Raw genomic sequence first — 26,518 nt, 5'->3', positions numbered from 1 at the left:
CGCGTCTATTCAAACCACCGTAGGAGCCATGCTCGCATGGCGAACCCGAACACCTTTCGCCATGCAAGCATAGCTCATACAAAACTGCCGGCCTTCTTTACCGACAGTATCAGACTTACCGATCTTCTTTCCCTTCATCCTCCGGCGGATGCAGCAGATCATCGTGCTCACCCATTTCCCAGGGCAGTTTGCCCGGAGTGAGATCCAGGAAATGCAGGTAGTTTTCGAACTGGTCGAGAATATCGCGAATGATGTCATCCTCGTCATAACCGAACACATCATAGGAACGGCCACCGCGACGCAGGAACACTTCCGCCCGGTAATAGTTTTCCTCTTTCATCACCGTGGAAGCGCCCCCCGCCGTTACGAAGCCGGGCACCGGCTGGCTGACCAGGCGGATGTCATAAACAAAGCCCACATGCCCTTCACGTTCCACCTGCAGCTCGGCACGGATCAGGCTCTCATCGAACACCACCCTGGCATCCCAGCCGGACTCCTTCATCTCTTTGACCACCTTTTCCATGCTCTGCATGGCTTTACCGCGAATGAAGCTTTCCACATTGTCGCGGCCAGGGAAGTCCATCATGCCTTTCAGACGATGGCGCCACTGGGAACCGGTCAGGTGACGGCGCGTCGCCATATGCATTTGCAAGCTGGTTTCGCGATGCCCCTCAATCACCAACGCCCGCCACATGCCCACGGCAGCCAGAATAATAATGATGGCAAAGGGCAAGGCGCTGGCAATGGTCATGGTCTGCAGCGCCTGCAAGCCACCAGCCAGCAACAACACCGACGCAATGGTCCCCTCCAGCACCGCCCAGAAAATCCGCTGCCAGGCCGGGGTATTCAGCACCCCGCCGGAAGCCAGCGAGTCCACCACCAGGGAGCCGGAATCCGAAGACGTCACAAAGAAGGTGATAATCAACAGCACCGCCAGAAAGGAAATAAACGACGACAATGGCAGTTCATCAAACAACTTGAACAGGGCCACTGCCTTGTCGGTCTGCACATCTCCGACCAGGGTGGTCACCCCCTCATTCATGATCATGTTCAGCGCGGTATCGCCAAATACGGAGAACCACAGGAAGGTGAACAGGGACGGCACCAGCATCACCCCCACCACAAACTCGCGGATGGTACGGCCACGGCTAATCTTGGCAATAAACAGCCCGACAAAGGGCGCCCAGGCGATGGTCCAGCCGAAGATAAACAGGGTCCAGTTACCGATCCAGTCGCTGTGGGTATAGGCCTGCAGATTGAAGGTGCGTTCGACAATGCCGCTTAAATAGCTACCCGTGTTCTGCAGAAAACTTTCCAGGATATGAATGGTCGGCCCGACCACAAACACAAACGCCATCAGCGCCACGGCCAGCACCATGTTAAGAATCGACAGGCGCTTCACACCCTTGTCCATCCCGGCCACCACCGACACGGTGGCCAGAGCGGTAACAATGGCAATGGCGGTAATCTGCACCCAGGTGGCCACCGGCACACCCCACAGATAATTCAGCCCCGCGTTGATCTGTGCGGCGGACAAACCGAGGGTGGTGGCAATACCGAACATGGTGCCAAGAATCGCGAACACATCGATGGCATGACCGATCGGCCCGTAAATTCGTTCACCAATCAGCGGGTAAAACGCCGACCGCATGGACAACGGCAAACCATGGCGAAAGGCAAAATAGGCCATCACCAGACCCACCAGGCCGTAAATCGCCCAGATATGAAAACCCCAGTGGAAAAAGGCAATCTGCATGGCCTGCTTGGCCGCATCCACCGTTTCTGCCGCCCCGGCCGGGGGCTCCGCATAATGCAGCACGGGCTCCGCCACCCCGAAGAACAGCAAGGCGATGCCATAACCGGCGGAAAACAGCATGGCGAACCATTCCGGGAATGAATATTCCGCCTCGCAATGATCCGGCCCCAACTTGATATTGCCCCAGCGAGTCATCGCCACACCGACAATAAAGATCAGGAACAGCGCTACCGACAGCATGTAAAACCAGCCGAAATTCGAGGTGATCCAGGCTTGCGCCGTGTTAAAGGCTTCGCCAGCCCGTTCCGGGTCGCTGATGGTGCCGATAATCAGCAGAAGCGATACCACCACAGCCGGAATAAAAACCGGTAGCAGAATCGTCGAGGTGGGGAGGGTGCGTTTTTCCGTCATAGCATTTCATCCATGATGACAGGGTTGGCGACTGGAGAATGCCGGTAGCAACTCTCCGTAACTGACAACGGCCTCATGCTAGCAAAGATGGGCCCAACGGTTTTTTAAATCCTGTTATTTATTAATCCGGAATGACATTGCCTTTACTGCAGGAGCGGCGCTCCTGCGGCAAGCATGAACCATGATCCGATATGATGAATCACAGGCTTGATACTAAACCGGAGCAGGAAACGTTCATTTATCCTTCACGCAATAACCGACGTAACCGATAACAACGTACCAGAAAAGCCAACGCCAACAACAGTAGCGAGCCGGACCAGATCGCAAACACCCAGCGAATCCCTGTAGCAGTAACAGTCAGCGATACATCAGAAGGGGTAACAAAAAACGCGAAGGCATAAAAACACGCATGCAGGGAGCAGGCGTAAAGCAGCAGATTCCATCCTGACCAGGGATGCGGCCCCAGCGAAGAGAAGCGCCACAACCCCCATAAAAAAATCAGGTTATACCCGGGCATCAGAAGAGCAAGAAGACCCAGCATCTCACCAAGACTATCTACATAATCCGGCGTCAGGTTGGCGAGCATCACCACGCTGCCCATCATCGACACAACGAACACCCCGACACCCGCAAACCAGGTGCCATCGACGGGAGCAATGGCACACACCAGCCAGGCGACTATTGCCAGCCGGAACAACAGGACATCCATCATCAGCGTGTTCTTCGCAGCGTCATGGGGCGTCATCGTGTTGCCGGGCCTTGCGCGACGGGATCAGGCCTTGATCAACCCGGCCCGGTCGCCCCTTCACTGGCCTGCAGGCCACCCTCGGGCAGCCTGTCCGCGCCCCAGCTGCGCTGCAGATAGCCGCTGACCTGATCCAGTTGCTGCTGCTCAACCTGGGCCAGCTCGCCCCGCTCCAGGGGATCAAAGTGAAAGATATAAAGCCGCGACGCAAACTGCTCGAACGGCAGTGACGCCTCGCCAAAACGTTCGCCATGGCCTGCGGTGCTGACCACCACGCCATCGCCCCAGTCCTGGCCGCTGTCGTTATTCGGGTTATAGAAATACACCCGCATAACATCCTGGGGGTCCAGCGCCACCCGCAAGATACTGATGGCATGCCAGCCGATAAAACGAGCAGCACTGTCGGTGACAGCGACCCCCGCAGGCTGGGGATGTATCAGCGGCTGATTGCCGTTGTAGTAGGGATGATAGGCCGCATAGAAATGACGCAGGAAATCATCCAGCTCCCACAGCTTGCCGGTTTCCACATCCACATTGATACGAAAACCGCGGCCGGACCACCAGCCATGAAACTCCGGGTTCACCCAGCGGTGGGGATCACCCTCACGCTCAATACAGCGGCGGCCCATTTCCGCATAGATCCGGTCCAGATGGGGCACCACCAACAGCGACACCGGGTCCAGGTCCATGGGCAGGCTGCTGGCCACACCACCGACGCTTTCGCTGGAGGAAATCGGCTGGCCCTCGAAATGCATGATGATTTCATCGTCACGGGCCGCCCAGGTGACCATTTGCAGCAGGTAATCCGGATCGTTGTACGACCACATGGACAGCGCACGAGCGGACTGGCAGGTGGGATTATTGCCCTGCCCCACCCCCAGAGGCTGCCCCAGCATGCACAGCACACCTTCGATCAGATGCGCCTGTGGCGGCACCTGATCCCCGAAAGCCAGTGCCAGGCGCTGGCACGACCAGTCAGACAGAACCAGGCCCAGCTGCCGCCACAGGGCCGGCGCCACTGGCGGTTGATAGAGAATGCCCCGCTCCAGCACCAACGCCAGGCCATAAATGGCCTGGGCTGTTTGCGGATGCACCGCCGCTTCAATCAACGCCTGCACCAACTGCCGGTAACACAGCAGGCAATCACGACCGGTTGACGACAGGCCCATGGCCTCCGCCACCAGGTGGTCACCCTCATCCAGCAAATGGCGCAGCAACACCGGGTGATACGGCGACACCAACCCGGTGTCGTGCATGGCCCGGGCAAACCCGGTGGCTTCGCCCTGCAAGGCCGTGGCATCCATGCTGGCCAGCCGCTCCAGGTAGATCGCCACGCCCGGGTCTTCCCGGCAGGCCCGGGTCGGGCCGAACAGGCTGCTCACCAAGCGGTCCGCCCCCTGCCCGCTGCTGCCCAGATCGATATCCGGATTGACCTGGCAAATGGCGATCTGCGTGACCATTTGCTTGACCGGCTCGGTCTGAATGGGGCGCTGATTGAGAATCCGCCAGATCTCTTCAATCAGCTTGTCGACGATATGCTCATAGCCGATGCGCTCGGCCAGATGCTGCAACAGATTCTGTGGCAGCACCGCCAGGCGGCCCTGGGTTTCACGCTGCGCCTCGGAAGGCGGCGAAAACAGCATGGCCAGATTGAGCGCCAGCACCTGGGTGAGAAAATGGTGGGCCTGCTCGGCGGAAATCAGGGTATGGCGGTAATCCCCACAGGCCACCGCCAGCATGCGCAGCTCGCTCAGGGCCTCGATCACCACCAGCTCCGCCTGGGCACTTTGCAGGGACTGGGTAGTGAAACCGGGAACCAGAATCTGCGGCTCCGCCCAATCTGTGCCGGCGAAGATCCCGGCCGCCTCCAGCGTCACGATGCGTTCGCCCAGGGCCGCACAACCGCCCTCCTGCATCATTACCCGCCGGGCCGTATCCAGTACCCGTGGCACCTTGGCCGGCCGGGTAAAGGAGGGCGCCTCTGCCAACTGGGTGATGGCATCATCCAGCCGTACAAGTAGCAGAGACAGATTGCTGGACGCGGACGTCTCTGAATGGGTCGTAGACACAGGGCAGTTCCTTAACGAATCCGTGGGGGCCCGGCGGGCCCCATGGTGACAGCGTATTCACACATAGAAATCCAGCTCTTCCTGCCGCTTGAGCAACCGGTGCATCTCTTTCGGGTCGTCACCCATGAAGTAAATCAGCCCCCAATGGGTACCAAAGGCGGTGCGCTTGGTGACCACCTCTTCCATGGGCGCCGTCAGTTCATGGGACTCGAAGTAGGGATGGTCTTCGGTCTCTTCCGGGATTTCCAGCTGGCTGACCACACGGCGCCGCGGGTACACCCCGAAACAGCCGGCATGGCCCTTGGCATCCACCACTTCTTTCGGGAAGTACGCCTTCACTTCCTCTGTGGTGGCCTTGGGATCGAACACCAGCATGGTGGCCTGGTAGGCATTGAAACCCTCGTAGACCCGTTCCAGCAACTCGAACACCTTGAAGCCCGGCGGGCGATAAGCCACTTCACCAAAGTACATCTCACCATCGCTGGTGACAAAGTACTCCGGATGAATCATGCCGAACTCGATATCAAAGGTCTTGATCAGCTTCTCGATCTGCTGGGTAATTTGCGGCCGGTATTGCTCCAGATCCGGCGACGCAGGGACATACACCGAATACCCCAGCGTCACATATTCGGACAGGTTGAGAAAACAGATCTTGCCATCATGGATCCAGGCCTCCACCGCAAATTCCCAGCCATCCAGATGCGACTCCATCAACGACGGAAATTCCTCATCAGGAATCGCATCCACCTCATCCGGAGTACGGATCACCCGGTGGCCGAGACAACCGGCCTTGTCAAAGGCCTTCAGGTGGATCGGGTCATTGGGATCACCATCCAGTTTGAGCAGGGTCTGGTTCACCCGCTTCAGGAACCGGATCACATCCTCCCGGTCATGGGCTTCCTCAAAAATACCCACCCGGATACCGCCAAGCTGTGCGCGCCGCTTCATCAGGGACTTATCCCGCATCAACATGGCCTGGCCCAGCAAACGAGGATTATCCAGCAGCACCGAATTAATCGCACCGGCCCACTCCACGGTTTCCTCATACAGCGGTACCGACACATCCACACCCATGTCTTTCAGGGTCTGGGCAATCTCCATGGAGCGATCATTCAGGCGTTCGAAATTCCAGGGCACGTAGGGAATATCATGCTCCTGGCAATACGCCTCTGCCCAGTCCGGGGCCACTACCACATACCGACGATCAAACTTCTCAGCCGCCTCGACCGCGTTCAAACTCCATCCTAATAAAGCAATATAGCCTTTGTTGGGATCTTTTTTCATTGAGCGCCTCCTGTCGAAAATTTGGCATTGGCCCTTTACCGTACACTTCTCCACTTCTTTAACAACCGTTGACCTTTTGCTTTCACAGCATAGGCTGCAGCTCCCTCTTGAAAGAAAGAGACAAAATAGGGATAAAAAGAGACTTGCCACCTGCGAGGGGTAGCGTCGAATGCAGCACTATTCACCGCTTACAATGAGTCGCCAAGGGAGCCCAGGAAGGGCGACTGCATAGAGTCAATGGAAATATTGATCTTCTTGAAAAGACTGACACAAGACTAAAACCATATGTAATCTCCGAATCCAAGAAAATCACGATCTTAGGCAGTAAAATTAATATTCGCCAAAGAGTAAGGCTCCCAAAAATTTAATGTAAAAAAACCTTCATCAACAATGGAACCATGGAACCCTGAAAATACCCTTAGGCGTAGCTGGAAAATCCTGATCCTATCAGCCCTGCAATGAAAACCAGGACAGCGAACAACATGCCGGCTGTAGCAACTAACGACGGATCACTCTTTTTCTTTCCAGCAATTAATACGGCCGCCAATAAGTGAACCAATGGGAGCAATGTCCAAGAGGTCAATGACAGCCAAAAGAAAAATGTTTCTGCCCCACCAGTGTAACCACGGGAACAAAGAAAGCATGTAAATCCAAATGACAGCCAACCTACAAAAATAAGAGTTATATATCGCCTTGATAGATTCATTGCCATTCTCACTCTCAAAGCCCCAAGCAGGACCATACCGGTTATTTCAAAAAACAGTCATACCATATCACATTATCCACATACCAACTTGCGGCTACTCAATCCCCTGCATACTCATAAAAATCCACGCCTTATTGAATATAGATTCTCATGAACTCATCAACTGATTCGTTTATTTGAAAATCCGGAAACCTGCAAACCTTAATCTAAATATTCAACTTGCTCGGCGCTGAAAACGGAGCCCCATGAAAATATTGGCTAAAAGGACAGCAATGTAGAAGGCGAGGAATAGGCAAGGGGTGGGCTGGGGGTGATCAGTCCGTTGGATCGCGGGTGATATATAAAAAAGAACCCGGCATTCGCCGGGTTCTTGTTCGCCATGCGAGCATGGCTTATTCGCTTCGCTCGCCCTCTCCCCCAGCCCCTCTCCCGCAAGCGGGAGAGGGGAGCTAAACGATTTACTCGCTCCAGGTCAGGTCCAGCTCTCTCGCAGCTTTCACATCATCCAGGCGGCGCACCGGCTGGGTGAAGGGCGCTTCTTTCACCATGTCGGGCTCGGTTCGCGCTTCTTCCAGGATGGCGGCCATGGCGTCCACGAACTCGTCCAGGGCTTCCTTGCTTTCGGTTTCGGTGGGCTCGATGAGGAAGCACTCCGGCACCAGCAGCGGGAAGTAGGTGGTGGGCGCGTGCTGGTTGTAGTCCAGCAGGCGCTTGGCGATATCCATGGCGGTGACACCCAGCTCTTTCGCTTCTTTCGCAAAGGTGAGGATGAACTCGTGGCTGGCGCGGCGATCCGGGTAGGCGGCGGTGCAGCCCACGGCTTCCAGGCGCTTGAGCAGGTAGTTGGCAGCCAGGGTGGAAAATTCGCCCACGCGGATCATGCCTTCACGGCCCAGGGAACGGGCGTAGAAGTAGGCGCGCAGCAGCACACCGGCGTTACCCATGAAGGCACTGAGGTGGCCGATGCTGGTATCCAGGGTGTCGCTGTCGATCCAGTGGTAGCTGCCGTCGTCACGCTGGCCCGCCATGGGGGTGGGCAGGTAGGGCAGCAGGCGCTCGGACACACCCACCGGGCCGGCACCGGGGCCGCCACCACCGTGGGGGGTGGCGAAGGTCTTGTGCAGGTTCATGTGGATCACGTCGAAGCCCATGTCACCGGGGCGCACCTTGCCGAGGATGGCGTTCAGGTTGGCGCCATCGTAGTAGAGCAGGCCGCCAGCTTCGTGAACGGCTTTGGAGATGGCTTCGATCTGCCGTTCGAACACGCCGCAGGTGCTCGGGTTGGTCATCATCAGGCCGGCGGTCTGTGGGCCGCAGGCTTCTTTCAGGGCTTCCAGGTCCACGTCGCCGTCTTTGCCGACGGGCACTTCACGGACCTTGTAGCCACACATGACGGCGGTGGCCGGGTTGGTGCCGTGGGCCGCTTCGGGGATGAGGATTTCAGTGCGCTCATCATCGCCACGGGCTTCGTGGTAGGCGCGGATCATGGCCACGCCGGCGAATTCGCCCTGGGCGCCGGCCATGGGGGCCAGGGACACGCCCTTCATGCCGGTGACTTCCTTGAGGAAGTTCTGCAGCTCGAACATGCAGCTGAGGAAACCCTGACTGTGGCTTTCCGGCGCCAGCGGGTGACGGTTGAGAAAGCCCGGCAGCATGGCGGCCCGGTTGGCGCCGCGGGGGTTGTACTTCATGGTGCACGAACCCAGCGGGTAGAACTGCTTGTCGATGGCGAAGTTCTTGCTGGACAGGTTGGTGTAGTGGCGCACCACCTGCATTTCGGAGACTTCCGGCAGGGCCGGCTTCTGCTTGCGACGCAGGTGCGCGGGAATCGCCGACAGCTTATCGTCGCTGAGTGCCTTGGGCGCCTGGGAGGTGGCGCTGCGGCCCGGGTGAGACAGTTGGAAGATCAGTTGTGTCTCGCTCATGCCAGCACCTCCTTCAGGGCTTGTTCGAAGAGCTGCAAATCCTGCTCGGAATGGACTTCGGTGGCGTTCACCAGGATCGCATTGTCCATGTCGTAATCAGTGGCCAGGCTAACGCCGCCCAGCACATCTTTCTCGGCCAGGGCCGCCAGCACCTCACCGGCCGGTTTCGGCAGGGTGAGTACCACTTCGTGGAAGGTGGGTGCGGTGAAGGCGCGTTCCACGCCGTCGATGGCGGTGAGCTTGTCGGCCAGCACCTGGGTATTGGCATGACTATGGGCGGCCACATTGGTGAGGCCGTCCGGCCCCAGCAGGGAGGTGTAGATGGTGGCGGCGGTCATGGCCAGGCCCTGGTTGGTGCAGATGTTACTGGTGGCCTTGGAACGGCGGATGTGCTGTTCGCGGGCCTGCAGGGTGAGGGTGAAGCCCTGCTTGCCTTCCATGTCCACGGTGCGGCCGATGATACGGCCCGGCATCTGCCGTACGTATTTCTGTTTGCAGCACATGAAGCCGAAGTAGGGACCACCGGAGGACAGCGGCACGCCCAGCGGCTGGCCTTCGCCAACCACGATATCGGCACCGTCTTCGCCCCATTCACCAGGCGGGGTAATCAGCGCCATGGCGGTGGGGTTCACCACGGCGATCACCAGCATGCCGTTGGCGTGGGCCCAGTCGGTGAGCGCATCCACTTCTTCCAGGCTGCCGAAGTAGTTGGGCTGGCTGATCACCAGGGCTGCGTAGTCTTCGCCTTCGTGGTGCTTGAGGGCGTCGATCAGGGTCTGCCCTTTTTCCTGACAGAAGGGCACGGTTTCCAGGGCCACATCCTGGTTTTCCACAATAGCCTGGGTGGCGCTGGTGTAGCGTGGGTTCAGGGCCGCCGGCACCAGCACCTTGCGGGACTTGCTCTTGCGGTTGGCACGCAGGCTCATCAGCACCGCTTCGGCCAGGCCGGAAGCGCCGTCGTAGACCGAGGCGTTGCTCACGTCCATGGCGGTGAGCCGGGTCATCAGGGTCTGGAATTCGTAGATCACCTGCAGGGTGCCCTGGCTCGCTTCCGCCTGGTAAGGCGTGTAGGCGGTGTAGAACTCACCGCGGGTGGCAATCTCCCATACCGCCGCCGGGATGTGGTGCTGGTAGGCACCGGCACCGATAAAGCTCACGGCACCGGCGTCCATGGCCGCGCGCTCGTTCATCAGCCGGGTCACATCCATTTCGCTCAGCCCTTCGGGCAGGGCGTCGAGTTTGCCAGCGGCTTTCAGGTGCGCGGGGATTTCATCGAACAGGTCTTCGATGCTGTCGGCGCCGATGGCGTCGAGCATGGCGCGCACGTCATCGGGGGTATGGGGGATATACGGCATTGGGGTACCTGGATAGGTTGGGTGTTGGCTAATACAGCGCGCTACATCAGCACCGCAGGAGCGGCGCTTGAGCCGCGAATCCGTGCGAGGAAAGACATCGCAAGCACGTTCGCGGCTCGAGCGCCGCTCCTACGGAGTGTTATCGCTAGCGTTATTCGCTTTCGATCTGCGCCTGGTACTGATCGGCGGTGAGCAGGTTGTCCAGATCACCGGCTTCGCTCATCTGGATCTTGAACAGCCAGCCGCCTTCATAGGGAACGTTGTTGACCAGTTCCGGTTCATCTTCCAACGCCTCGTTGATCTCGATCACTTCACCGGAGATCGGGGCGTAAATGTCGGAGGCGGCTTTCACGGATTCCACTACGCCGGCTTCATCACCGGCGGCCAGCACCTGGCCCACTTCCGGCAGCTCCACATACACCAGATCGCCCATGGCATCCTGGGCGTGTTCGGTGATGCCCACGGTCACCACACCGTCATCGTTCTTGGCCCATTCGTGGCTGGCGGCATAACGCAGCTCGGCTGGAATCTCGCTCATTGTTGTCTCCTTGGTTTAACGCTTCACGCGGCATGCTGCACGCATGACGCCGAAATCTGTATGTTCTGCAGGCTTGTCGTTGAAGCCATGCCTGGGTGCCAATTTCTTCGTCATGCAAGCATGACTTCCTACAAACCCCGGTCCAGTTCAGATGCCGTGGGAAGCGATGCTTGCATCGCGAATGCTACAACTCTTTGTACACTGCCTTGCCGTTACGCACGAAAGGCGGCTTGACCACCTGGGCGGGTTGGCGCTTGTTGCGGATTTCCACGTCCACCTTGCCGGTGGCGCCGGCGGGCAGCCGGGCCAGGGCGATGGACTTGCCCAGCGTCGGCGAAAACGTGCCGCTGGTAATTTCGCCTTGCTCGCCATTGGGCAACAACACTTGCTGGTGGGCGCGCAGTACGCCCTTGCCTTCCAGCACCAGGCCAACGAGTTCTCCGTGGCCATTTTGTTGCTGGTTGAGCAGCGGCTGGCGACCGACAAAATCCCGGTCGTTGAGCACCAAGGTCCAGCCCATGTTGGCTTCCCAGGGGGTGATGCTTTCGTCCATGTCGTTGCCGTACAGATTCATGCCGGCTTCCAGACGCAGGGTATCGCGGGCACCCAGACCGATGGGCGCCACGCCAGCGTCCAGCAATTGCTCCCACAGCTTCACCGCATCGGCACCGGGGAGCATGATTTCCACGCCATCTTCGCCGGTGTAGCCGGTACGGGCGATCATCCAGTCGCCCTCTTCGGCGAAGCCGAAGACTTTCAGGGTGTTCACCGCCTCGGCACGGGCGCCGCTGAGCAGGCCGGCCACCAGGCTGCGTGCCTGCGGGCCCTGGATGGCGAGCATGGCCAGGTCGGCACGCTCGCGGATATCCACGGCGAAACCGCCGGCGTGCTTTTCCATCCAGTCCAGGTCGGTCTCGCGGGTGGCGCAATTTACCACCAGACGGTAGTCATTGTCCCGCTTGTAGGCGATCAGGTCATCGATGACGCCGCCGCTGTCGTTGAGCATGCCGCTGTACAGGGCTCGGCCAGGGGTGACGCGATCCACGTCGTTGGCCAGCAGGTGGCGCAGGAAGTCCCGCGCGCCGGCCCCGGCGATATCCACCACCGTCATGTGGGACACATCAAATACGCCTGCGTGCTGGCGCACCGCATGGTGCTCCTCGATCTGGGAGCCATAGTTGATCGGCATGTCCCAGCCGCCAAAGTCGACCATCTTGCCGCCGGCCGCCAGGTGCGCGTCGTACAGAGCTGTGCGATGACCCATATAAACACCACTATTCAAATGAGCGGCAATTATATCGGGACGAGGCCGGGGGGCATAGGCTGGCGGCATGGACAGGGCCGGATTGGCCGGGTATTTAGCAGGGTTGGTGGAGATCGCGGCCTAACGACCGCTCCCACAAAGCAGCGCAGGGCTGGTTACGGGAGCGGCCTCGCGTTTGGCGGTTACTTGATGGAACCGCTCTGGAAGGTCAGGTTGACGCCGCCGGCAGGGATCTGCAGGTCGATGGTGGCCGCGCCGCCACCGATACTGACATCGACAGCCTGCTCATTGAGACTGAGCAGGCCGATCACCAGGCGACCATCGGCCAGGAACTCCACCGGGCCGTTCAACTGCAGGTCATTGAGCTCCAGACTGTGCAGGTTGTGTGGCAGCCCCAGCGGCGCTTCCATTTCCGGGGCATCCAGAAACAGATCCAGGGTGGTGTCGAAGGTCAGCGAATTGCCGTCGTGACGGATATAGCCGCGCACCGGCTCGGTACGATTGCCGCTGCCGTCATCCGCATAGCGGGCACGCATCACCAGCGGCTCGGTGGGCACTTCCGGCTCCACCAGACCGAGGATCTGGGCATAGACGCTGCTGTTGGTGGTCATCAACACCGGCGGGTAGAGCAGCACTTCCACCGCCTGCTCGTCCTCGTTCCAGCCGATGATGTCCGCATTGATGCCACCGTTCAGGTAGGTGAACTTCTCCCCGGGGCAGCTCTGGTTCAGTGGGCAGCCCACGTTGGCGCCGGTGGCCAGACCGCCGGTGCCGGTGACAAACAGGGAGGCGGCATTAGTGGGCGTGGGGTACTCGCCGCTGCCTGGCGGGTCTTCCACCGCTTTTTGCTCACCGGCATCCATCTCGAAGTTGGCGTTCACATCCGCCTTCGGCAGGTTGCGCAGCGGCAGGAACACATTGCTGGTGGCCGGGGCACCGGTAAAGGCAATGGCCATATCCGGGCCACCTTCATCCGCAGCCGGCGCCAGCAACTGGGCGGTCTGCAGGGGCATACCCGCCACCGAGCAGATCACGTCCTGGCCGCAGCCGGTGTTTTCATGGGACCCGAGCACATACTGGTACAAGGTGCCCTCTTCCCAGGGCTGTGCGGGAATCACCGTGAGTGAGCGGGTGTTGCGGGACAGGTAGCCGGGCACCGCCTCCAGACAGTTACCCGCACTGTCGATTTTTTCCACTCGCACACTGCCTTCACCGCAGGCCTGGCCGAGCACCATGCTGCTGGCATCCATGTCCTGGGAGAATTGCACTTCAATAGGCCGGTTGGCAGGCATCTCATCCACTGGCAGCAGGTCGCCGGCCTGGTTCTGGAAGGCACTGGCGCACTGACCCTGAATGCCGTTACCCAGATCGCGACTGGACGGATCCACGGCGCAGGGAAAGCCCGGGTACACAGTGGTGGTGTAAGGCGTGCGCGGCGCATCCGGGCTGTAAGCAGGCATGCTGAACAGCAGGGTTTCCGGGCTAGCCGGGTTACCGTGCAGGTCTTCCACACCGTCGGTGAGCGTGACCTGATACTCGGTGCCGAATGCCAGCGGCTGCTCCGGGGTGAGGATCAGCGAGGCCCCATCCAGGGTCCAGTTGAACGGCACCGCCGCCCCCTGGTCGGTGAGAGTGACACTGACGCCGGCTTCAATGCTGTCCTGATCCGGGGTTTCACTGAGATTGAGGACAATGGGATCACCGGGGCGGAAGCGGTCCGCATAGTCACCGGGCTGCCAGCTTTGCAGGGTGGGCCCGGTGATATCCACCGGCGGCGCCGGGGCATTCTCCTGATCCAGGTAGGATTCCATATGGAAGCTGAGTACGCCAAAGGCGGTTTCGATACCGAGCACTTCCGGCTCGACCACACCCAGGGCATCGATCTCCATACGCCCCTCTTCGACGATGGCACGGCCCACCAGCTCCACTTGCAACAGGGTCTGGGTGAAGGCGCCGTTGGCACGGGAATCGGCAGTGGAAAACGCCAGATCCAGGGTCAGCATGATGCGGCGCGGCGCTTCCGGGCGGGCACTGTAGGGGGCCGGCAACAGGTAGCCGGTGGCATCGGACAGGAAGCTCACCGTCACCTCGCCGGAATCAAAGCCGGCGGGCAACTGGCCACCGATCAAGACTTCCAGCGGCGCGCCTTTTAGCAGCGCGCCCTTGCGAATCCGCAGCGGCGAGGCGTCCGGGTAGTTGGGAATAAAGGCCAGGTCGGCAAACAGATCCCCGGACAGTTTCGACACCGTGGTGTTGCCCAGCAAACGGGCAATCAGGGGCACACAGTTGATCGGCGCGCCGGTCAGCGGAGACAGTGTCACGCCTTCCTCATTACAGCCTTTCACCGGGTCGGCGGCCATGGCTTCCAGAGCCAGGGTTTCACGGGGCTGAGAGTCCTGCGGGTTTACCGCAAACTCACTGTCGCCGGTCAGGGCCGTGCCGAAACGGCTGCTCAGGGCGCTATCGAGCATCAGGGTATAGCTCTGCCCCGGTTGCAGGTCGCCAGCCGGGTCTACCGTGAGGCGGTTGCTGCCTGCCAGCACGCTGGCCTCCACCAGGTTGCCGCTGCCATCTTCCAGGCTGACGGTGGTGCCGTACTCCACCGTGCCCGGGTCCAGCGGCTGGCTGAACTGCACGTGCAGGGTAGAGAAATCCATCAGCGGGCGGGTGTCGTCAGCGGACGGCGAAAAGCGGCTGACGGTAAAAGCCTCCGCCTGCTGTTGCTCGCTGGCCGGGCCCTTGCCGGCAGTGCCGGTGGTGAAGGCCAGCTCGCCACCGCTGAAACCGGCCAGCGTCATGCCATCCAGCTGCAGCCGGTAATCGCTATGGAATGCCAGCGGCGCTTGGGGAGTCACCACCAGGGACCGGTCCTGGTCGGCGCGGGATAGCACCACATCCACCTGGCCATCCGGCCCCACCAGGCTCACGTCCTGATCGGCCAGTGTTGGCGGCTCGGAAAACTGCACCACCACCGGCGCATGCACGGACACGCCGGTCTGTTCATCCGCCGGATAGCTGTAATAGACCTGCCCTTTTTTACGGGCGCTGTAATCCACCGTCTGCTCGCTACCGCCGCCACAGGCGACCAGCAGCGACGCGGCGGCAATCAGGGAAAGTATTCGCAACATCATGCTTGCCTCCGCAATCAGAATTTCAGGGTCAGGGAACCGCTGAAGACGTGGACGTCACCTTCCGCTTCCACCCGTTCGCTGGGCTGCGGGTAAGCGGCGGACTGGGTGTCATAGATATCGAACTCCCGGGCTTCCAGCTTCTGGTACTGGTAACCGAAGTCCAGACGCACCGGGTAGGCCAGCAACCACGGTTCCTTGAACTCAGCGGCCACACCCAGGCCAACGATCCACTTGTCGCTATCCAGATAGTTAACGTCCACGGAGGCGTCGGAATCCAGCGGTGATTCGCTGAAGGCCAGGCCACCATTGAAGGTAAAGGTGTCGTTGAGGCGGTACTGGGCGCCCAGCCGCGGGATCACCACATCCTTGAAACGCAGCTGACCCACATCGCCATTGACGGTCTGGTCCTTGATGGTGTCGCGCTCGAATTCCTCTTCCAGCGCCGACCACTCCTGCCATTCTACGCTCACCCCGGTGCGCCAGCGACCGGACTGGTAATGCAGGCCACCGCTGAGGATGTTGGGCTGGTAGGAATCCAGGGTGTTGATGGCCAGCATCAGGCCCGGGCTGGAAATTACCCCGGGGATCACCGCATTGGCGTTCACTTCCGTCTTGGTATTGGAATAGCCGCGATAGGCCAGCGCGGTTTCCAGACCATTGAACCAGCAGTCGTCGCCTTCGGCGCAGAAGGTCTCGCCCCAATCCATGTTGATGCCGAAGATCGGCCGGATGGCGGGCTTGGCGGACACTTCCAGTTTTTCATAGCGGGTGTTACCGGCCAGGTCCGTGGTGGCGGCCAGGTCGGCTTCGGCATGCAGGGTAATCCGGGCGGTGGCACCCACGTCGATCCCCCGCCACAGCTGGGTGGCACCGCCCAGATTCAGAAACAGGGGCTGACGGCCATACTCGAAGTACTGCCCTTGCTGGGAGGTCTGGGATTCGAAGGCGAGCATTTCCTCACCGTATTTTTCCACGCCCAGCATCAGGCCCAGATAGAGCGGATGATCGTATTGGGTCAGCGAGGTGAGATCGGTCTTCATGCCGATCAGCACATGCTGGGAGGGAGAGTCCTGAATCACATCACCGTTCCGTACCGGCGCATCCGCGCCGCCCAGGCTGTTAGCGCGCAGCTCATGGTCCGCGTGCATGAAACCGGCGGTGAGTTCGCCGCGCGAATCCTTGGCCAGATAGGCCGGGTTGTAATAGGTGGCTGAGGTCTGGCTGTTGAACAGGCTCAGGGCTTGGGCGGTGGCCAGATCGAAAGGCAACACGCCGTAGGTGGTACCGATGTTACCCATGCTGCCCATGGCAACAGACTGCATCAGCAAACCGCCGGCAACGACGGCAGCGCGTCCCTTGAATGAAACAGACATTGTGCACTCCTGATTTCTTTTTCTGTGTCGCGGGGGTGGCGACAGGGGGATGACACCCTAGTCAGGAGTACACAGGCATTCACATAGGAAGAAAGCGGTAATCGGCGTAATCCGCGACAGATATACGTAAAATTGTTGAAAACAGTGATGCACTTGGCAGGAGAAAGGGGCGCCACGTCCGGCACGAATGTGCCAAAAAGTCGGCAGCGGCCAGGGCACAGATCAGGATATCGGGGTCGTCCGGGCTTCGCCTTGCCAGCAAGGCGCCAACGGGTCGAGGATATCTGCTTCAGGGAAAACAAAAAAAGCCCCGGACAAGCCGGGGCATATTTCAAGGAACTACTGGAGAGAAATCACTGAATGGATGCGCTCTGGTAGCTGAGGTTGATGCCGCCCAGCGGAATCTGCAGCAACACCTTGCCACCATCGAAACCGGCCAGGGTGATCTCCAGGTCCACATCCAGGGCTTCCTGGTTTTGCAGACCGATGAACAGGCGCCCATCGGGCAGGAAGTCCAGCGGCCCTTCCAGTTGTACATTGTCGATGGGCAGGCTCTTCACATTGTGCTCCAGACCCAGCGGCAGGCTCAGTGCCGGGGCATCGAACAGCAGGTCGAACTGGATACGGAACACCAGGCCATCCGGGGTATCCACGATAAGGCCTACCGGCGGCACGGTGCGCGGGCTGTTCGGATCATTGGGATCTTCCGGCTCGTAGCGCACCCGCAAGATGTTGGGGCCGGTGGCGGTGGGCACAGGTGCCAGGCCGATGTTGTCCAGCCCGACCGCCTCAATGAGGTTATCGATGCCAGTGGCACCCAGCAGCCCATCCACAACACCCTGAAGCAGGTCACCGACCACCGGGATAATACCGAGCAATCCACCGGTTTCATCATCCGAGGTCAGTCGCAGACCAATAACCGCCGTCGCATCCAGGTTGGTCAAGGCCACGGCAGTAGGATAGATCACCACGGGGACACCCTGGTTTTCGGCATCGAAATCCAGAATTTCCGTATTCAGCAACCCGGTGATGTAAATGATCTTGTCACCGTCACACTGGGTGGGCTCACCACTGGCTACGTTGTCAAAACCGCAACCGGTATTGGCGTAAGCCACCAACCCTTCCCCACCGGTACCGCGAGGCACAATCATGGTGGCATTGGCCGGTGTATTGGCCGGATCAATGGTATCCCCGGTCAACACCGGTTCGTTGCTGTCGATCTGGAAGTTGTTGTTCACATCAGCACTGGGCAGGTTACCCAGCTCCTGGAAGATGGTATCTACAGCGGTTTCACCCCGGAACAGAATCTCCATGTCAGGGCCACCGTCTTTCAAACCGCCACCGAGCAACGGAGCCGTTTGCAGGGGAAGCCCGTCGGCGGAGCAGATGCCGGCACAACCGGTACCGCCACCATTTCCGGCCATCACATAACGGTACAGGGTGTCACCGGTGTCATCCCAGGGCTGATTGGGTGTAAAGGTGAAGCCACGGGTTTCTACTGTGAGCTCACCCTCCACATCAACCCAGGTGCCGTTGTCGTCCGCTTGTACCAACACGGTATCGCCAAGCACCAGGGTGCTCGGGTCCATGTTCTGGGAGAAACGCACCTTGACCGGGCGGTTGGCCGGCAACCCAACGATGGGCAGCTGGTCAATCACAACCTGATCCGCTTCCGGACTGGAAGACACACACACGCCTTGAGTGCCGGCGTCAATTTCGCCCTGGCTGGCAGTGCTGCTGGCGCAAGGGAAGCCCGGGTAAACGGTGGACGCGAACGGCCCACGGCGAACATCGTCGCCACCGTCATCCACCACGTATTCCGGCAGGGTGAAGTCCAGGGAGTTGTCGCCTTCCAGAGAGTCGAGCATCTGTAGCGGGTTACCGGCCAGGTCGGTGATTTCCGGTGTGGTGGTCACCACATATTCCACGCCGTATTCCACCGGGCTATCCGGGGTAATCACCAGCGCATTACCGCTGAGTTCCCAACTGAAGGGCTCGGCAACGCCACCTTTGCTGAGCATCAGCGAAGTGCCCGCGTTGATGCTTTGCGGCTCCAGCGCTTCGCTGAAGTGAATAACAATGGGCTCACCCGGTTCCATGCGGTCTGCCACATTACCTGGCTGCCAGGACAATTCCGGGCCGTTATCCCCATTCAGAACGGGAACGATGGGATTCACGGAATCGATCGGCTGGATCGGCGCATTTTCCTGATCCAGGTAGGACTCCATACGGAAGCTGAGCACCCCGTAGCTGTTTTCCACGCCCAACACGCGCGGCTCCACCACGGTGATGGCATCGGTATTGAGCTGGCCATCTTCAATCAGGCCAGTGCCCACCAGCTCCAGATGCATCAGGTTCTGGGTAAACGCCCCATTGGCGCGGGCGTCGGAGGTGGAGGTAGCCACATCCATCATCAACCGCAGCTGCTTGGGCGCATCGTCGCTTTCGGCATTGGGGTTGGGGAACAGATAACCGGTAGCATCGGAAATGATCTGTACCGTCACTTCCCCGGAATCAAAGCCCACCGGCACTTCACCGCCAATAAAGACTTCCAGCGCATCACCGGTAAGAATGCCGCCCTTCTTGACCCGCAGCGGGGTGACATCCGGGAAGTTGGGGGTAAACGCCAGCTCCGCATACACGTCACCGGACTGCTTGGATACGGTCTTGTCCTGCAGCAGGGTACCAATCACCGGCACGCAGTTGATCGGCTGACCGGTCAGTTCGGAGGTGATCACCCCTTCATCCAGACAGCCCAGGGAATCATCCGCCGGCGGTGCATTGGTCACCAGTACCGCCCGCTCACCGGTGGTGGGAGAGGTGGTGTCCTGGGGCACGGTGGAATGCGTAAAGCCGGCAATGGTTTCGCCGGACTGGCTGAGCACGCCGTTGACACCCAGCTCATAGGTCTGGCCGGGGGTCATGTCTTCCAGCGGGTCCACGGTAATCGCGGTACGGCCAACCAGCAGTTGTGCCGGCACCAGTTCGCCGTTGCTCATCAGGCTGACGGTGTCACCATAAACCGCCGTGGACGCATCAATGGGCTTGGTGGTGCGCAGCCGGAAACTGGAGAAATCCATGCTTTCGAACTGGTCGTCATCCGGGAAGATGGACTCCACTTCAAAGCTGGCGGCGGTCTGCTGGGTATCCAGCGGTCCTTCCAGAGCGGCGCGGGTGGTGAAATTGAGCTCGCCGTCCTTGAAAGTGGTGGTTTCACCGAGCACGGTGACGCCATTCATGACCACCTTGTAATCCGTTGCCGGAGACAGTGCATCCACAGGGGTCAGCACCACACCCCGGCCATCTGCCACGGATTCCAGGGTGAAGGCCACATCCGCGCCATCCGCATCCTGGAACACGAAATTATCTGCCGTGGCCGATACGGTATGGCTGAACTGTAATGCCACAATGGCACGCGGCGCCAACTGGGTCTGGTTATCCAGCGGGTAGGTGTAGTGCAGGTTGCGTGCATTGAAGGTGGGTGTATCGAAACTCACCCTGTCCTTGTCCCCGCCACAGCCTGCCACCGCAAGGGCGGTCAGTGCTGTCAGGGCGATATTATTCTTTTTCATGGAACACCTCCGTTAGAACTTCACCGTGATAGCGCCGGAAAACACATGGACATCGCCATCAGCGGTTACCACTTCATAGGGGTTCGCCACACCGGGACGGGTGGTGGTCAGCTCGAAATCCCGCTCTTCCAGTTTCTGGAACTGGTAACCGAAATCAAGGCGCAGCGGATAAGCGAGGATGGGCGGGTTCTGGATGATCAGGGATGAGCCCACGCCGACAATCAATTTGTCACTGTCCAGGTAGTTCACGTCCGGGGTCTGGATGCTTTCCAGCGGACTTTCCTGATACGCCACACCGCCGGACAGAATCAGGTGATCGTTCACCGTCCACTCTGCACCAATACGCGGTACCACGATATCCTTGAACTCGGCGAAGGCCTGGTCCTTGACCGTGTCGCGGGCCAGTTCATCTTCCAGGTCACTCCAGTTCTGCTGTTCGACGGTAACGGCAGCGCGGAAGTTGTCGGTGAAGTGATACAGCAGGCCGGCACTGAAGATATCCGGCTGATAGGAATCGATGGTATCGATCAACACGGTAATACCCGGATCAATAACGGTACCGGGAATGGTCAGATTGGATTCCACCGCGGTGCGGGCCTCGGTGTGCCCGCGGAAAGCAAAAGCGGTCTCCAGACCGGTCCAGATGCCGCAGTCTTCCTTGCCGCAGAACACCTTGTCCCATTCCAGATTCATGGACAGCACCGGACGAATCACCGGCTTGGCAGACACGGTCAGCTCTTCGCGCTGGGTTTCACCGGCCAGGTTGGCGCTGGCGATCAGGGTAGCCTCAGAACGCAGGGAAATGTGCGCGGAGGCACCGGTGGTAATACCGTTGGCCAGTTCGAGGCCGCCACCGAGATTGAGGAACAATGGCTGTCGGCCGTAGTTGAAAAACTGGCCTTCCCGGCTGGTGCTGGAATCAAACGCCAGCATTTCCTCACCAAATTTTTCCACGCCGGCAATGATCGCGAAGTAGATCGGGTGTTCAAACTTGGTCATGTCGGTGAGATCGGTTTTCAGCGCAATGACCTGCTGCTGAGACATGGTGTCATTCAGTACGTCACCATCACGAATCACTGACGGCGCGCCACCGTTGGGGTTGCCCTGGCTGACGGCACGTAGTTCCTGATCGCCGTGCAACAGGCCCACGGTCAGCTCACCGCGGGGATCCCGGGTCAAGTAGGCCGGATTGTAGTAAAGCGCCGATGCCTGGGGGTTGAACATGGAAAGGCCCATGGCTGTCCCCACATCAGCGGGAAGCAGGCCATAGGTGCTGGCCGTGTTGCCCATGGCAGCAAAAACAGGGCTCGACAGGGCAGTGCTGACAATGACAGCAGCTCCCCAGCGGGTAAGGGTCTTGGTAGTCATAGCGCTTCTCCGGCGTTTGTTATTAGGGTTTTCGCCTCAGGTTAAGCTCCCAGGCGACAGGAGAACAACACGTGAAGCTATGCAGCCTCTCGCCTATTCCCCCCTGTGTATATGCAATAAGTCAAACAAAACGACGGTGCCAGCGCCGTTGGCAAAAAGTTGGGAATAGTTGAGAAAAGTAGGTGGGAGCACCGGTATTGTTAACTGATGTAACCGGGCGGTTTCGGTTTGCCTTCAGAAAGGCGGGTATGTGACGGGAGGGTAGATGACCATAAAAAAGCCGGCCCGAAGGCCGGCAAGGATTTCATCATCCCGGGATTACTGCTTGATGGGCTCACCCAGGTATTGGAGCTTGACTCCGCCAGCCGGGATTTTCAGGTAGATCTTCGGGCTCAGGATCAGCACTGACAGATTCACATCCACAGCGATATCGTTGCTGTTGAGCTGTTCGATCACCATGCGGCCATCCGGCAGGAACGTCACCGGCCCGGCCAGGTTCATGGTCAACGGGTAGCTGTGCTGGTTGTGGGAACCGTCCAGCAGGATGTGCATGTAAGGGGCATCCAGATACAGGTTCACATCGGCACGGAACTCCGGGCCGTCCGGGGTTTGCACGATCCAGCCTGGAATCAGGCCCTGACGCTCCCACTCATCGAAGACAAAACTGCCATCCGGGTTCTGCTTGCCGCAGAAGTTCTCGGCATCCTCCGGCCAGGCGACACAGCTGTAACGCATGCGCATGAACTGGGTTTCCGTGGGTGTATCACTTTCTGCAATACCGAGAATTTTCACTTTCAGGGTGACAGACGACGCCTGGATCAGGGTCGGGTACAACCCTACCCTTACCGCCGGCCAGGCTTCCACGTCCGCTGTCGAGGGGTCATCGTAGGGCTCGGTAGCGCCGATCACCTCGGAGTTGAGACCGCCGACCACATGGATACCGCACTGCTCCGGCTGATCACAGATCAACGCAGGGTCGGTCACCCCTCCTTCGCTGCCATTGTTTCCCTTGCTCTGATCAATGATCAACGCCGTGGTGTTGGCACCGGGTTCGCCCCCCTGGTACCCCGGTTCGCCCACATCAAAGCGGCCATTACCATTGAGATCTGCAGTGGGCAGATTCTTGAGTGGCTGGAAGACACTGGCAACCGGAGCACTGGCAATGAAATGCAGATGCATGTCCGGCCCGCCCATGTCGCCCGCCGGCGCTCGCAGCATGGCTGTCTGCAGACGCTTGCCATCGCTGGAGCAGATAGCCTCGCCGCTGCTGCAATCATCGGGCTGCTGGGCAGAGGTCTGGTTCACGCTCATCAGGATATAGCGATAATAAGCGCCGGCTTCCCAGGGCTGGTCCGGCGTGAATACCAGGCTGCGGGTGCCCACTTTCAGTTGCCCCGTTACCCCGGTTTCACAGCTGTATTTGCGCTTGCCACCTTCGTCGTAGCGCAACGGGCGACCGGTGCTCGGGTCCAACGCCACTTTTTCCACCCGGAAACTGCCCACGTTGCAGGCATCGGTGTTTTCGAACACCACGGACTCTGCCGCGATATCCTGGGAGAAATTCACCCGGATAGCGCGATCCGCCGGTAGATGCGGCACCGGGTTACGGTCGTCATCGGTGCTAACACCCTGACAGAAGCCATGATTACCGGCTTCGATTTCCCAGTGCTCCTTGTCAGCAGCACAGGGGAAACCCGGGTAACTGGTAAGCACCATGGGCGCGGCATTGCCACCGATACGTTCCGGCAAGCTGAATGCGTCGCTCACGGGGATAACCGGGTTACCGGCCAGGTCGGTGACCTGATCGCTGACCATGGCGGTGTAGCTTTCACCAAATGCCAGCGGCGTGACCGGACGCATGACCAGCGATGCGCCATCCAGGTACCAGTCCACCGTCACATGGCTGCCATTGTGTTGCAGGCCGAAGGTATCACCGGCTCGCAGGGTGGCGGTGTCCAGTGGCTCACTGAAATTCAGGATCACCGCATCGCCGGGGCGTGCATTCATCGCCATACCCTCCGCATCCACCGCTGGCACCATGGATTGCCGTACCGGTGCGGTCATGTCCGGCACCGGTTGCGGGGCATTTTCCTGGTCCTCGTAGGACTTCATGTGGAAGCTGAGCAAGCCAAAGGCGGTTTCCTGGCCGAGTACTTTCGGCTCCACGATACCCACCGCATCAATTTCCATGCGGCCCTCTTTCACCAGTGCCATGCCGTTGAGCTCCACATGCATGAGGGTCTGGCTGAGAGCGCCATTGGCCTCCGGGTTCTCCGCAGTCATGGACACATCCATGTACAGCTTCACCTGTTTGGGCGCCTGATGGGCATCGCTGTAGGGATTGGGCAACAGGTAACCGGACGCATCGGACAGGAAGGTCACCGAGATGGCGCCGGTCTCAATGCCGGCGGCCACTTCCCCGGCCACCTTGACGGTCACGTTGGTGCCGGTGAGCAGGCTGTTGCGGGGAATGCGCAGTGGCGACACATTCGGGTAGTTGGGCAGGTGGGCCAGCTCCGCAAACACATTACCGGTCTGCATGGTGGCGTCCTTGTCACCCAGCAGGGTGGACTGAATCGGCACGCAGTTCATGGTGGCGCCGGTGAGCTTGGCTACCAGGGCACCGGAAGCGTTGCAGGGGTCGTCCTGGTCATCACTGGCACTCAGAACATCCTGTACCAGGGTAGCGCGGGGCATGGAATTACCGGCGACCCAACTCTTCTCGAAGCCACCGGTCAGCTGGGCCTGATCCACACCGCGTACCGACGAGGTGAACTTCAGGGTGTACTGCTGGCCCGGGGTCAGGTCATCCAGCGGGTCCACGGTAACCGCATTGCCCTTGACCAGCAGCGCCGCAGGCACGGTGTCACCCTGGTGCTCCAGCTCCACGGAGGCACCCGCGCCGGTGTCGCCGTACACCAGCGTGGCCGGGTCGAGCATCTGGTTGAAACGTAGCCGCAGGGTGGAAAAATCCATGAACGGCAGGGCATCACCATCGGGAATGATCTGACTGATGGCCAGATCCGGTGTAGCCATCTGGCTGGACATGGGGCCGTCTTCGCTGAGACGGGTGACAAAATCCAGGCCGCCGTCCGGGAACACCGGACTACCCTGGCTGGTTTCGATGCCGTCGATGACCAGCCGATAGTGGGTATGCGCCTGCAATGGGGAAAGCGGCTGCAGGCTGACCCCCTTGCCGCTGTCCAGCGCCTGGGGGGCGCTCAAGGCCACCCGATTGTCGCCGGTATCCGCGCAGCTATCATCCACTTGCCCACAGCGCAGCAGGGTGAAGTGACTGGCATCCACCTCCATGGCGTGGGAAAAGCGCAGTACCAGCGGCGTTTTCGGGGACAGATTCTGCTGCCCGTCATAGGGGTAACTGTAATAGACCTCGGCCTGCTGCCAACCGGCAATGGACGGGGTGTCTCCGGCATCGCCGCCACAGGCGGCCAGGGTCACGGCGGCTGTGACCAGCCATAGATTTCTTGTTCTCATCGCCGATCTCCTAGAATTTCAGGGTGATAGAGCCGGAAAAGACATGGACATCCCCGTCCGCTTCCACGCTTTCGTAGGGCTGCGGGAACGACGGAGAGCGACGGTCGTAGAGATCAAAGGTGCGCGCCTCCAGTTTCTGATACTGGTAGGCCAGATCCAGGCGCACCGGGTAGGCAAGCACCGGCACCGACTTGTAGCGGGCCGTCAGCCCCAGGCCCACAATCCATTTGTCGGTATCCAGATAGTTCACTTCCAGGGAACCGTCGGAATCCAGCGGCGATTCGCTGAACGCTACCCCGCCGGTGACCATGTAGGTGTCATCCAGATGGAATTCGCCGCCCAGACGGGGCACCACGATGTCCTTGAACTCAAGGCGATAGTCATCCTGTGCGGCATTCACCGCCTGGTCCTTGATGGTGTCGCGTTCCAGCTCTTCTTCCAGCCGTGACCATTCCTGCATTTCCACGGTCAGGCCCACCCGCCAACGATCACGACCGTAGGCCAGACCCGCGGCATAAATGTTCGGCTGGTAGGAATCCACGGTGCTGATGGCCAGGTTGATGCCCGGGTCCAGCACCGTGCCGGGGATGGTGATGGTGGAGTCCACCGTGGTGTTGGTGTTGGAGTAACCGCGAAAGCTGAAGGCGGTTTCCAGACCGTTGTACCAGCAGTTATCGCCCTCGCCACAGAAGCTCTCGCCCCAATCCATGTTCATGCCGAAGATCGGACGAATGGAGGGCTTGGCAGACACGTTGAGCGTCTCGTAGCTGGTCTCCCCACCCAGGGTCGAGGTGGCCACCAGTTCTGCCTCGGAGTGCAGGGTAATGCGGGCAGACAAGCCCATATCCAGGCCACGCCAGATCTTCGTGCCACCGCCCAGGTTGAGAAACAGAGGCTGGCGGCCGAATTCAAAGTACTGACCTTCAACGGAAGTCTGGGAATTGAACGCCATCATTTCCTCACCGTACTTCTCCACCCCCAGCATGAACCCCAGGTACATGGGGTGGTTATAGCGGGTCAGTGAGGACAGGTCGGTCTTCATGCCCAGCAGGGTGTGTTGGGAGGGTGAGTCCTGCAGCGTATCGCTGCTGCGAGGTAACGGCGCAGCACCACCCAGGCTGCTCCCACGCAACTCATGGTCCGCATGCAACAGGCCGGTGGTCAGCTCGCCGCGATCGTCATGGGCCAGGTAGGCCGGGTTGTAATAGGTGGCGGAGACCTGGCTGTTGAACAACGACAGGGCCTGAGCAGAAGCCAGATCAGAAGGCAGCACCCCGTAAGTGGTACCGATATTGCCCATGCTGGCCAGTGCCGGCGACATGCACACAACCCCAACACCCGCCAACATGGCTGGCAGCAGTTTCCGTATTGTCATGAAGCTCTCCAAAAAAGACGCGCCCGTAACGGGGCTGTTTTTATTTTCAAATTGCATACACAGTTATGTGCGCAACAAGTTGGCATAAACGTACCAACTTTCCTTCACAAATACATCACGGCAAATGCCTAAACCGTCACCAAATTTACAT

14 protein-coding genes are annotated in these 26,518 nt (G+C 59.6%); all 14 read right to left on the bottom strand.

Annotated features, from left to right (window positions below; genetic code table 11):
- Positions 1–115: 115 nt before the first annotated feature.
- The 14 genes from Q0Y02_RS05850 to Q0Y02_RS05785 all read right to left on the bottom strand — a co-directional run bounded on the left by Q0Y02_RS05850 (position 116) and on the right by Q0Y02_RS05785 (position 26,367).
- Positions 116–2,167, bottom strand: a complete 2,052-nt coding sequence (locus Q0Y02_RS05850; protein ID WP_297765693.1) for a BCCT family transporter — start codon at positions 2,165–2,167, stop codon at positions 116–118.
- Positions 2,168–2,405: 238 nt separating this feature from the next.
- Positions 2,406–2,879, bottom strand: coding sequence for a hypothetical protein (locus tag Q0Y02_RS05845; RefSeq protein WP_297765690.1), 474 nt, complete (start codon positions 2,877–2,879; stop codon positions 2,406–2,408).
- Between the two features lie 71 nt (positions 2,880–2,950).
- Positions 2,951–4,981, bottom strand: a complete 2,031-nt coding sequence (locus tag Q0Y02_RS05840; protein ID WP_297765688.1) for a hypothetical protein — start codon at positions 4,979–4,981, stop codon at positions 2,951–2,953.
- A 57-nt stretch (positions 4,982–5,038) separates the two neighbouring features.
- Positions 5,039–6,265 (bottom strand): carboxylate--amine ligase, encoded by a 1,227-nt coding sequence (locus tag Q0Y02_RS05835; RefSeq protein ID WP_035246113.1) that lies wholly within the window; start codon positions 6,263–6,265, stop codon positions 5,039–5,041.
- Between the two features lie 1,164 nt (positions 6,266–7,429).
- On the bottom strand, positions 7,430–8,896 hold the full coding sequence (gcvPB, locus tag Q0Y02_RS05830) for an aminomethyl-transferring glycine dehydrogenase subunit GcvPB (RefSeq protein WP_297765684.1): 1,467 nt from the start codon (positions 8,894–8,896) through the stop codon (positions 7,430–7,432).
- Positions 8,893–10,251 carry an aminomethyl-transferring glycine dehydrogenase subunit GcvPA gene (gene gcvPA / locus Q0Y02_RS05825; protein WP_297765681.1) on the bottom strand — a complete coding sequence of 453 codons (1,359 nt, stop codon included), beginning with the start codon at positions 10,249–10,251 and terminating at the stop codon, positions 8,893–8,895. Before gcvPA ends, gcvPB begins: the two co-directional genes overlap by 4 nt.
- Positions 10,252–10,402: 151 nt before the next feature.
- Positions 10,403–10,789 (bottom strand): glycine cleavage system protein GcvH, encoded by a 387-nt coding sequence (gene gcvH / locus Q0Y02_RS05820; RefSeq protein WP_272974645.1) that lies wholly within the window; start codon positions 10,787–10,789, stop codon positions 10,403–10,405.
- Between the two features lie 184 nt (positions 10,790–10,973).
- Positions 10,974–12,053 carry a glycine cleavage system aminomethyltransferase GcvT gene (gene gcvT, locus Q0Y02_RS05815; RefSeq protein WP_297765677.1) on the bottom strand — a complete coding sequence of 360 codons (1,080 nt, stop codon included), beginning with the start codon at positions 12,051–12,053 and terminating at the stop codon, positions 10,974–10,976.
- A gap of 182 nt (positions 12,054–12,235) precedes the next feature.
- Positions 12,236–15,184 carry an Ig-like domain-containing protein gene (locus Q0Y02_RS05810; protein ID WP_297765674.1) on the bottom strand — a complete coding sequence of 983 codons (2,949 nt, stop codon included), beginning with the start codon at positions 15,182–15,184 and terminating at the stop codon, positions 12,236–12,238.
- A 14-nt stretch (positions 15,185–15,198) separates the two neighbouring features.
- Positions 15,199–16,557, bottom strand: a complete 1,359-nt coding sequence (locus Q0Y02_RS05805; RefSeq protein WP_297765671.1) for an outer membrane protein transport protein — start codon at positions 16,555–16,557, stop codon at positions 15,199–15,201.
- A 353-nt stretch (positions 16,558–16,910) separates the two neighbouring features.
- Positions 16,911–20,129 (bottom strand): Ig-like domain-containing protein, encoded by a 3,219-nt coding sequence (locus tag Q0Y02_RS05800; RefSeq protein ID WP_297765668.1) that lies wholly within the window; start codon positions 20,127–20,129, stop codon positions 16,911–16,913.
- 12 nt (positions 20,130–20,141) lie between these two features.
- Positions 20,142–21,497, bottom strand: a complete 1,356-nt coding sequence (locus tag Q0Y02_RS05795; RefSeq protein ID WP_297765665.1) for an outer membrane protein transport protein — start codon at positions 21,495–21,497, stop codon at positions 20,142–20,144.
- 318 nt (positions 21,498–21,815) lie between these two features.
- Complete coding sequence (locus Q0Y02_RS05790; RefSeq protein ID WP_297765662.1) at positions 21,816–24,992, bottom strand: Ig-like domain-containing protein; 3,177 nt, start codon at positions 24,990–24,992, stop codon at positions 21,816–21,818.
- 10 nt (positions 24,993–25,002) lie between these two features.
- Positions 25,003–26,367 (bottom strand): outer membrane protein transport protein, encoded by a 1,365-nt coding sequence (locus tag Q0Y02_RS05785; protein ID WP_297765659.1) that lies wholly within the window; start codon positions 26,365–26,367, stop codon positions 25,003–25,005.
- Positions 26,368–26,518 lie beyond the last annotated feature (151 nt).

The organism is uncultured Alcanivorax sp., from assembly GCF_947258575.1.
Taxonomy (GTDB): Bacteria; Pseudomonadota; Gammaproteobacteria; order Pseudomonadales; family Alcanivoracaceae; genus Alcanivorax.
The sequence above is the reverse complement of the archived record's forward strand: the minus strand, read 5'-3'. Positions and strand labels throughout refer to the sequence as shown.

Coding starts and splice junctions, on each gene's coding strand:
- Q0Y02_RS05795 (WP_297765665.1), bottom strand. CDS start 21,497: ATGACTACCAAGACCCTTACCCGCTGGGGAGCTGCTGTCATTGTCAGC.
- gcvPB (WP_297765684.1), bottom strand. CDS start 8,896: ATGAGCGAGACACAACTGATCTTCCAACTGTCTCACCCGGGCCGCAGC.
- Q0Y02_RS05805 (WP_297765671.1), bottom strand. CDS start 16,557: ATGTCTGTTTCATTCAAGGGACGCGCTGCCGTCGTTGCCGGCGGTTTG.
- Q0Y02_RS05845 (WP_297765690.1), bottom strand. CDS start 2,879: ATGATGGATGTCCTGTTGTTCCGGCTGGCAATAGTCGCCTGGCTGGTG.
- Q0Y02_RS05790 (WP_297765662.1), bottom strand. CDS start 24,992: ATGAGAACAAGAAATCTATGGCTGGTCACAGCCGCCGTGACCCTGGCC.
- Q0Y02_RS05850 (WP_297765693.1), bottom strand. CDS start 2,167: ATGACGGAAAAACGCACCCTCCCCACCTCGACGATTCTGCTACCGGTT.
- Q0Y02_RS05810 (WP_297765674.1), bottom strand. CDS start 15,184: ATGATGTTGCGAATACTTTCCCTGATTGCCGCCGCGTCGCTGCTGGTC.
- gcvT (WP_297765677.1), bottom strand. CDS start 12,053: ATGGGTCATCGCACAGCTCTGTACGACGCGCACCTGGCGGCCGGCGGC.
- Q0Y02_RS05785 (WP_297765659.1), bottom strand. CDS start 26,367: ATGACAATACGGAAACTGCTGCCAGCCATGTTGGCGGGTGTTGGGGTT.
- Q0Y02_RS05800 (WP_297765668.1), bottom strand. CDS start 20,129: ATGAAAAAGAATAATATCGCCCTGACAGCACTGACCGCCCTTGCGGTG.
- Q0Y02_RS05835 (WP_035246113.1), bottom strand. CDS start 6,265: ATGAAAAAAGATCCCAACAAAGGCTATATTGCTTTATTAGGATGGAGT.
- gcvPA (WP_297765681.1), bottom strand. CDS start 10,251: ATGCCGTATATCCCCCATACCCCCGATGACGTGCGCGCCATGCTCGAC.
- gcvH (WP_272974645.1), bottom strand. CDS start 10,789: ATGAGCGAGATTCCAGCCGAGCTGCGTTATGCCGCCAGCCACGAATGG.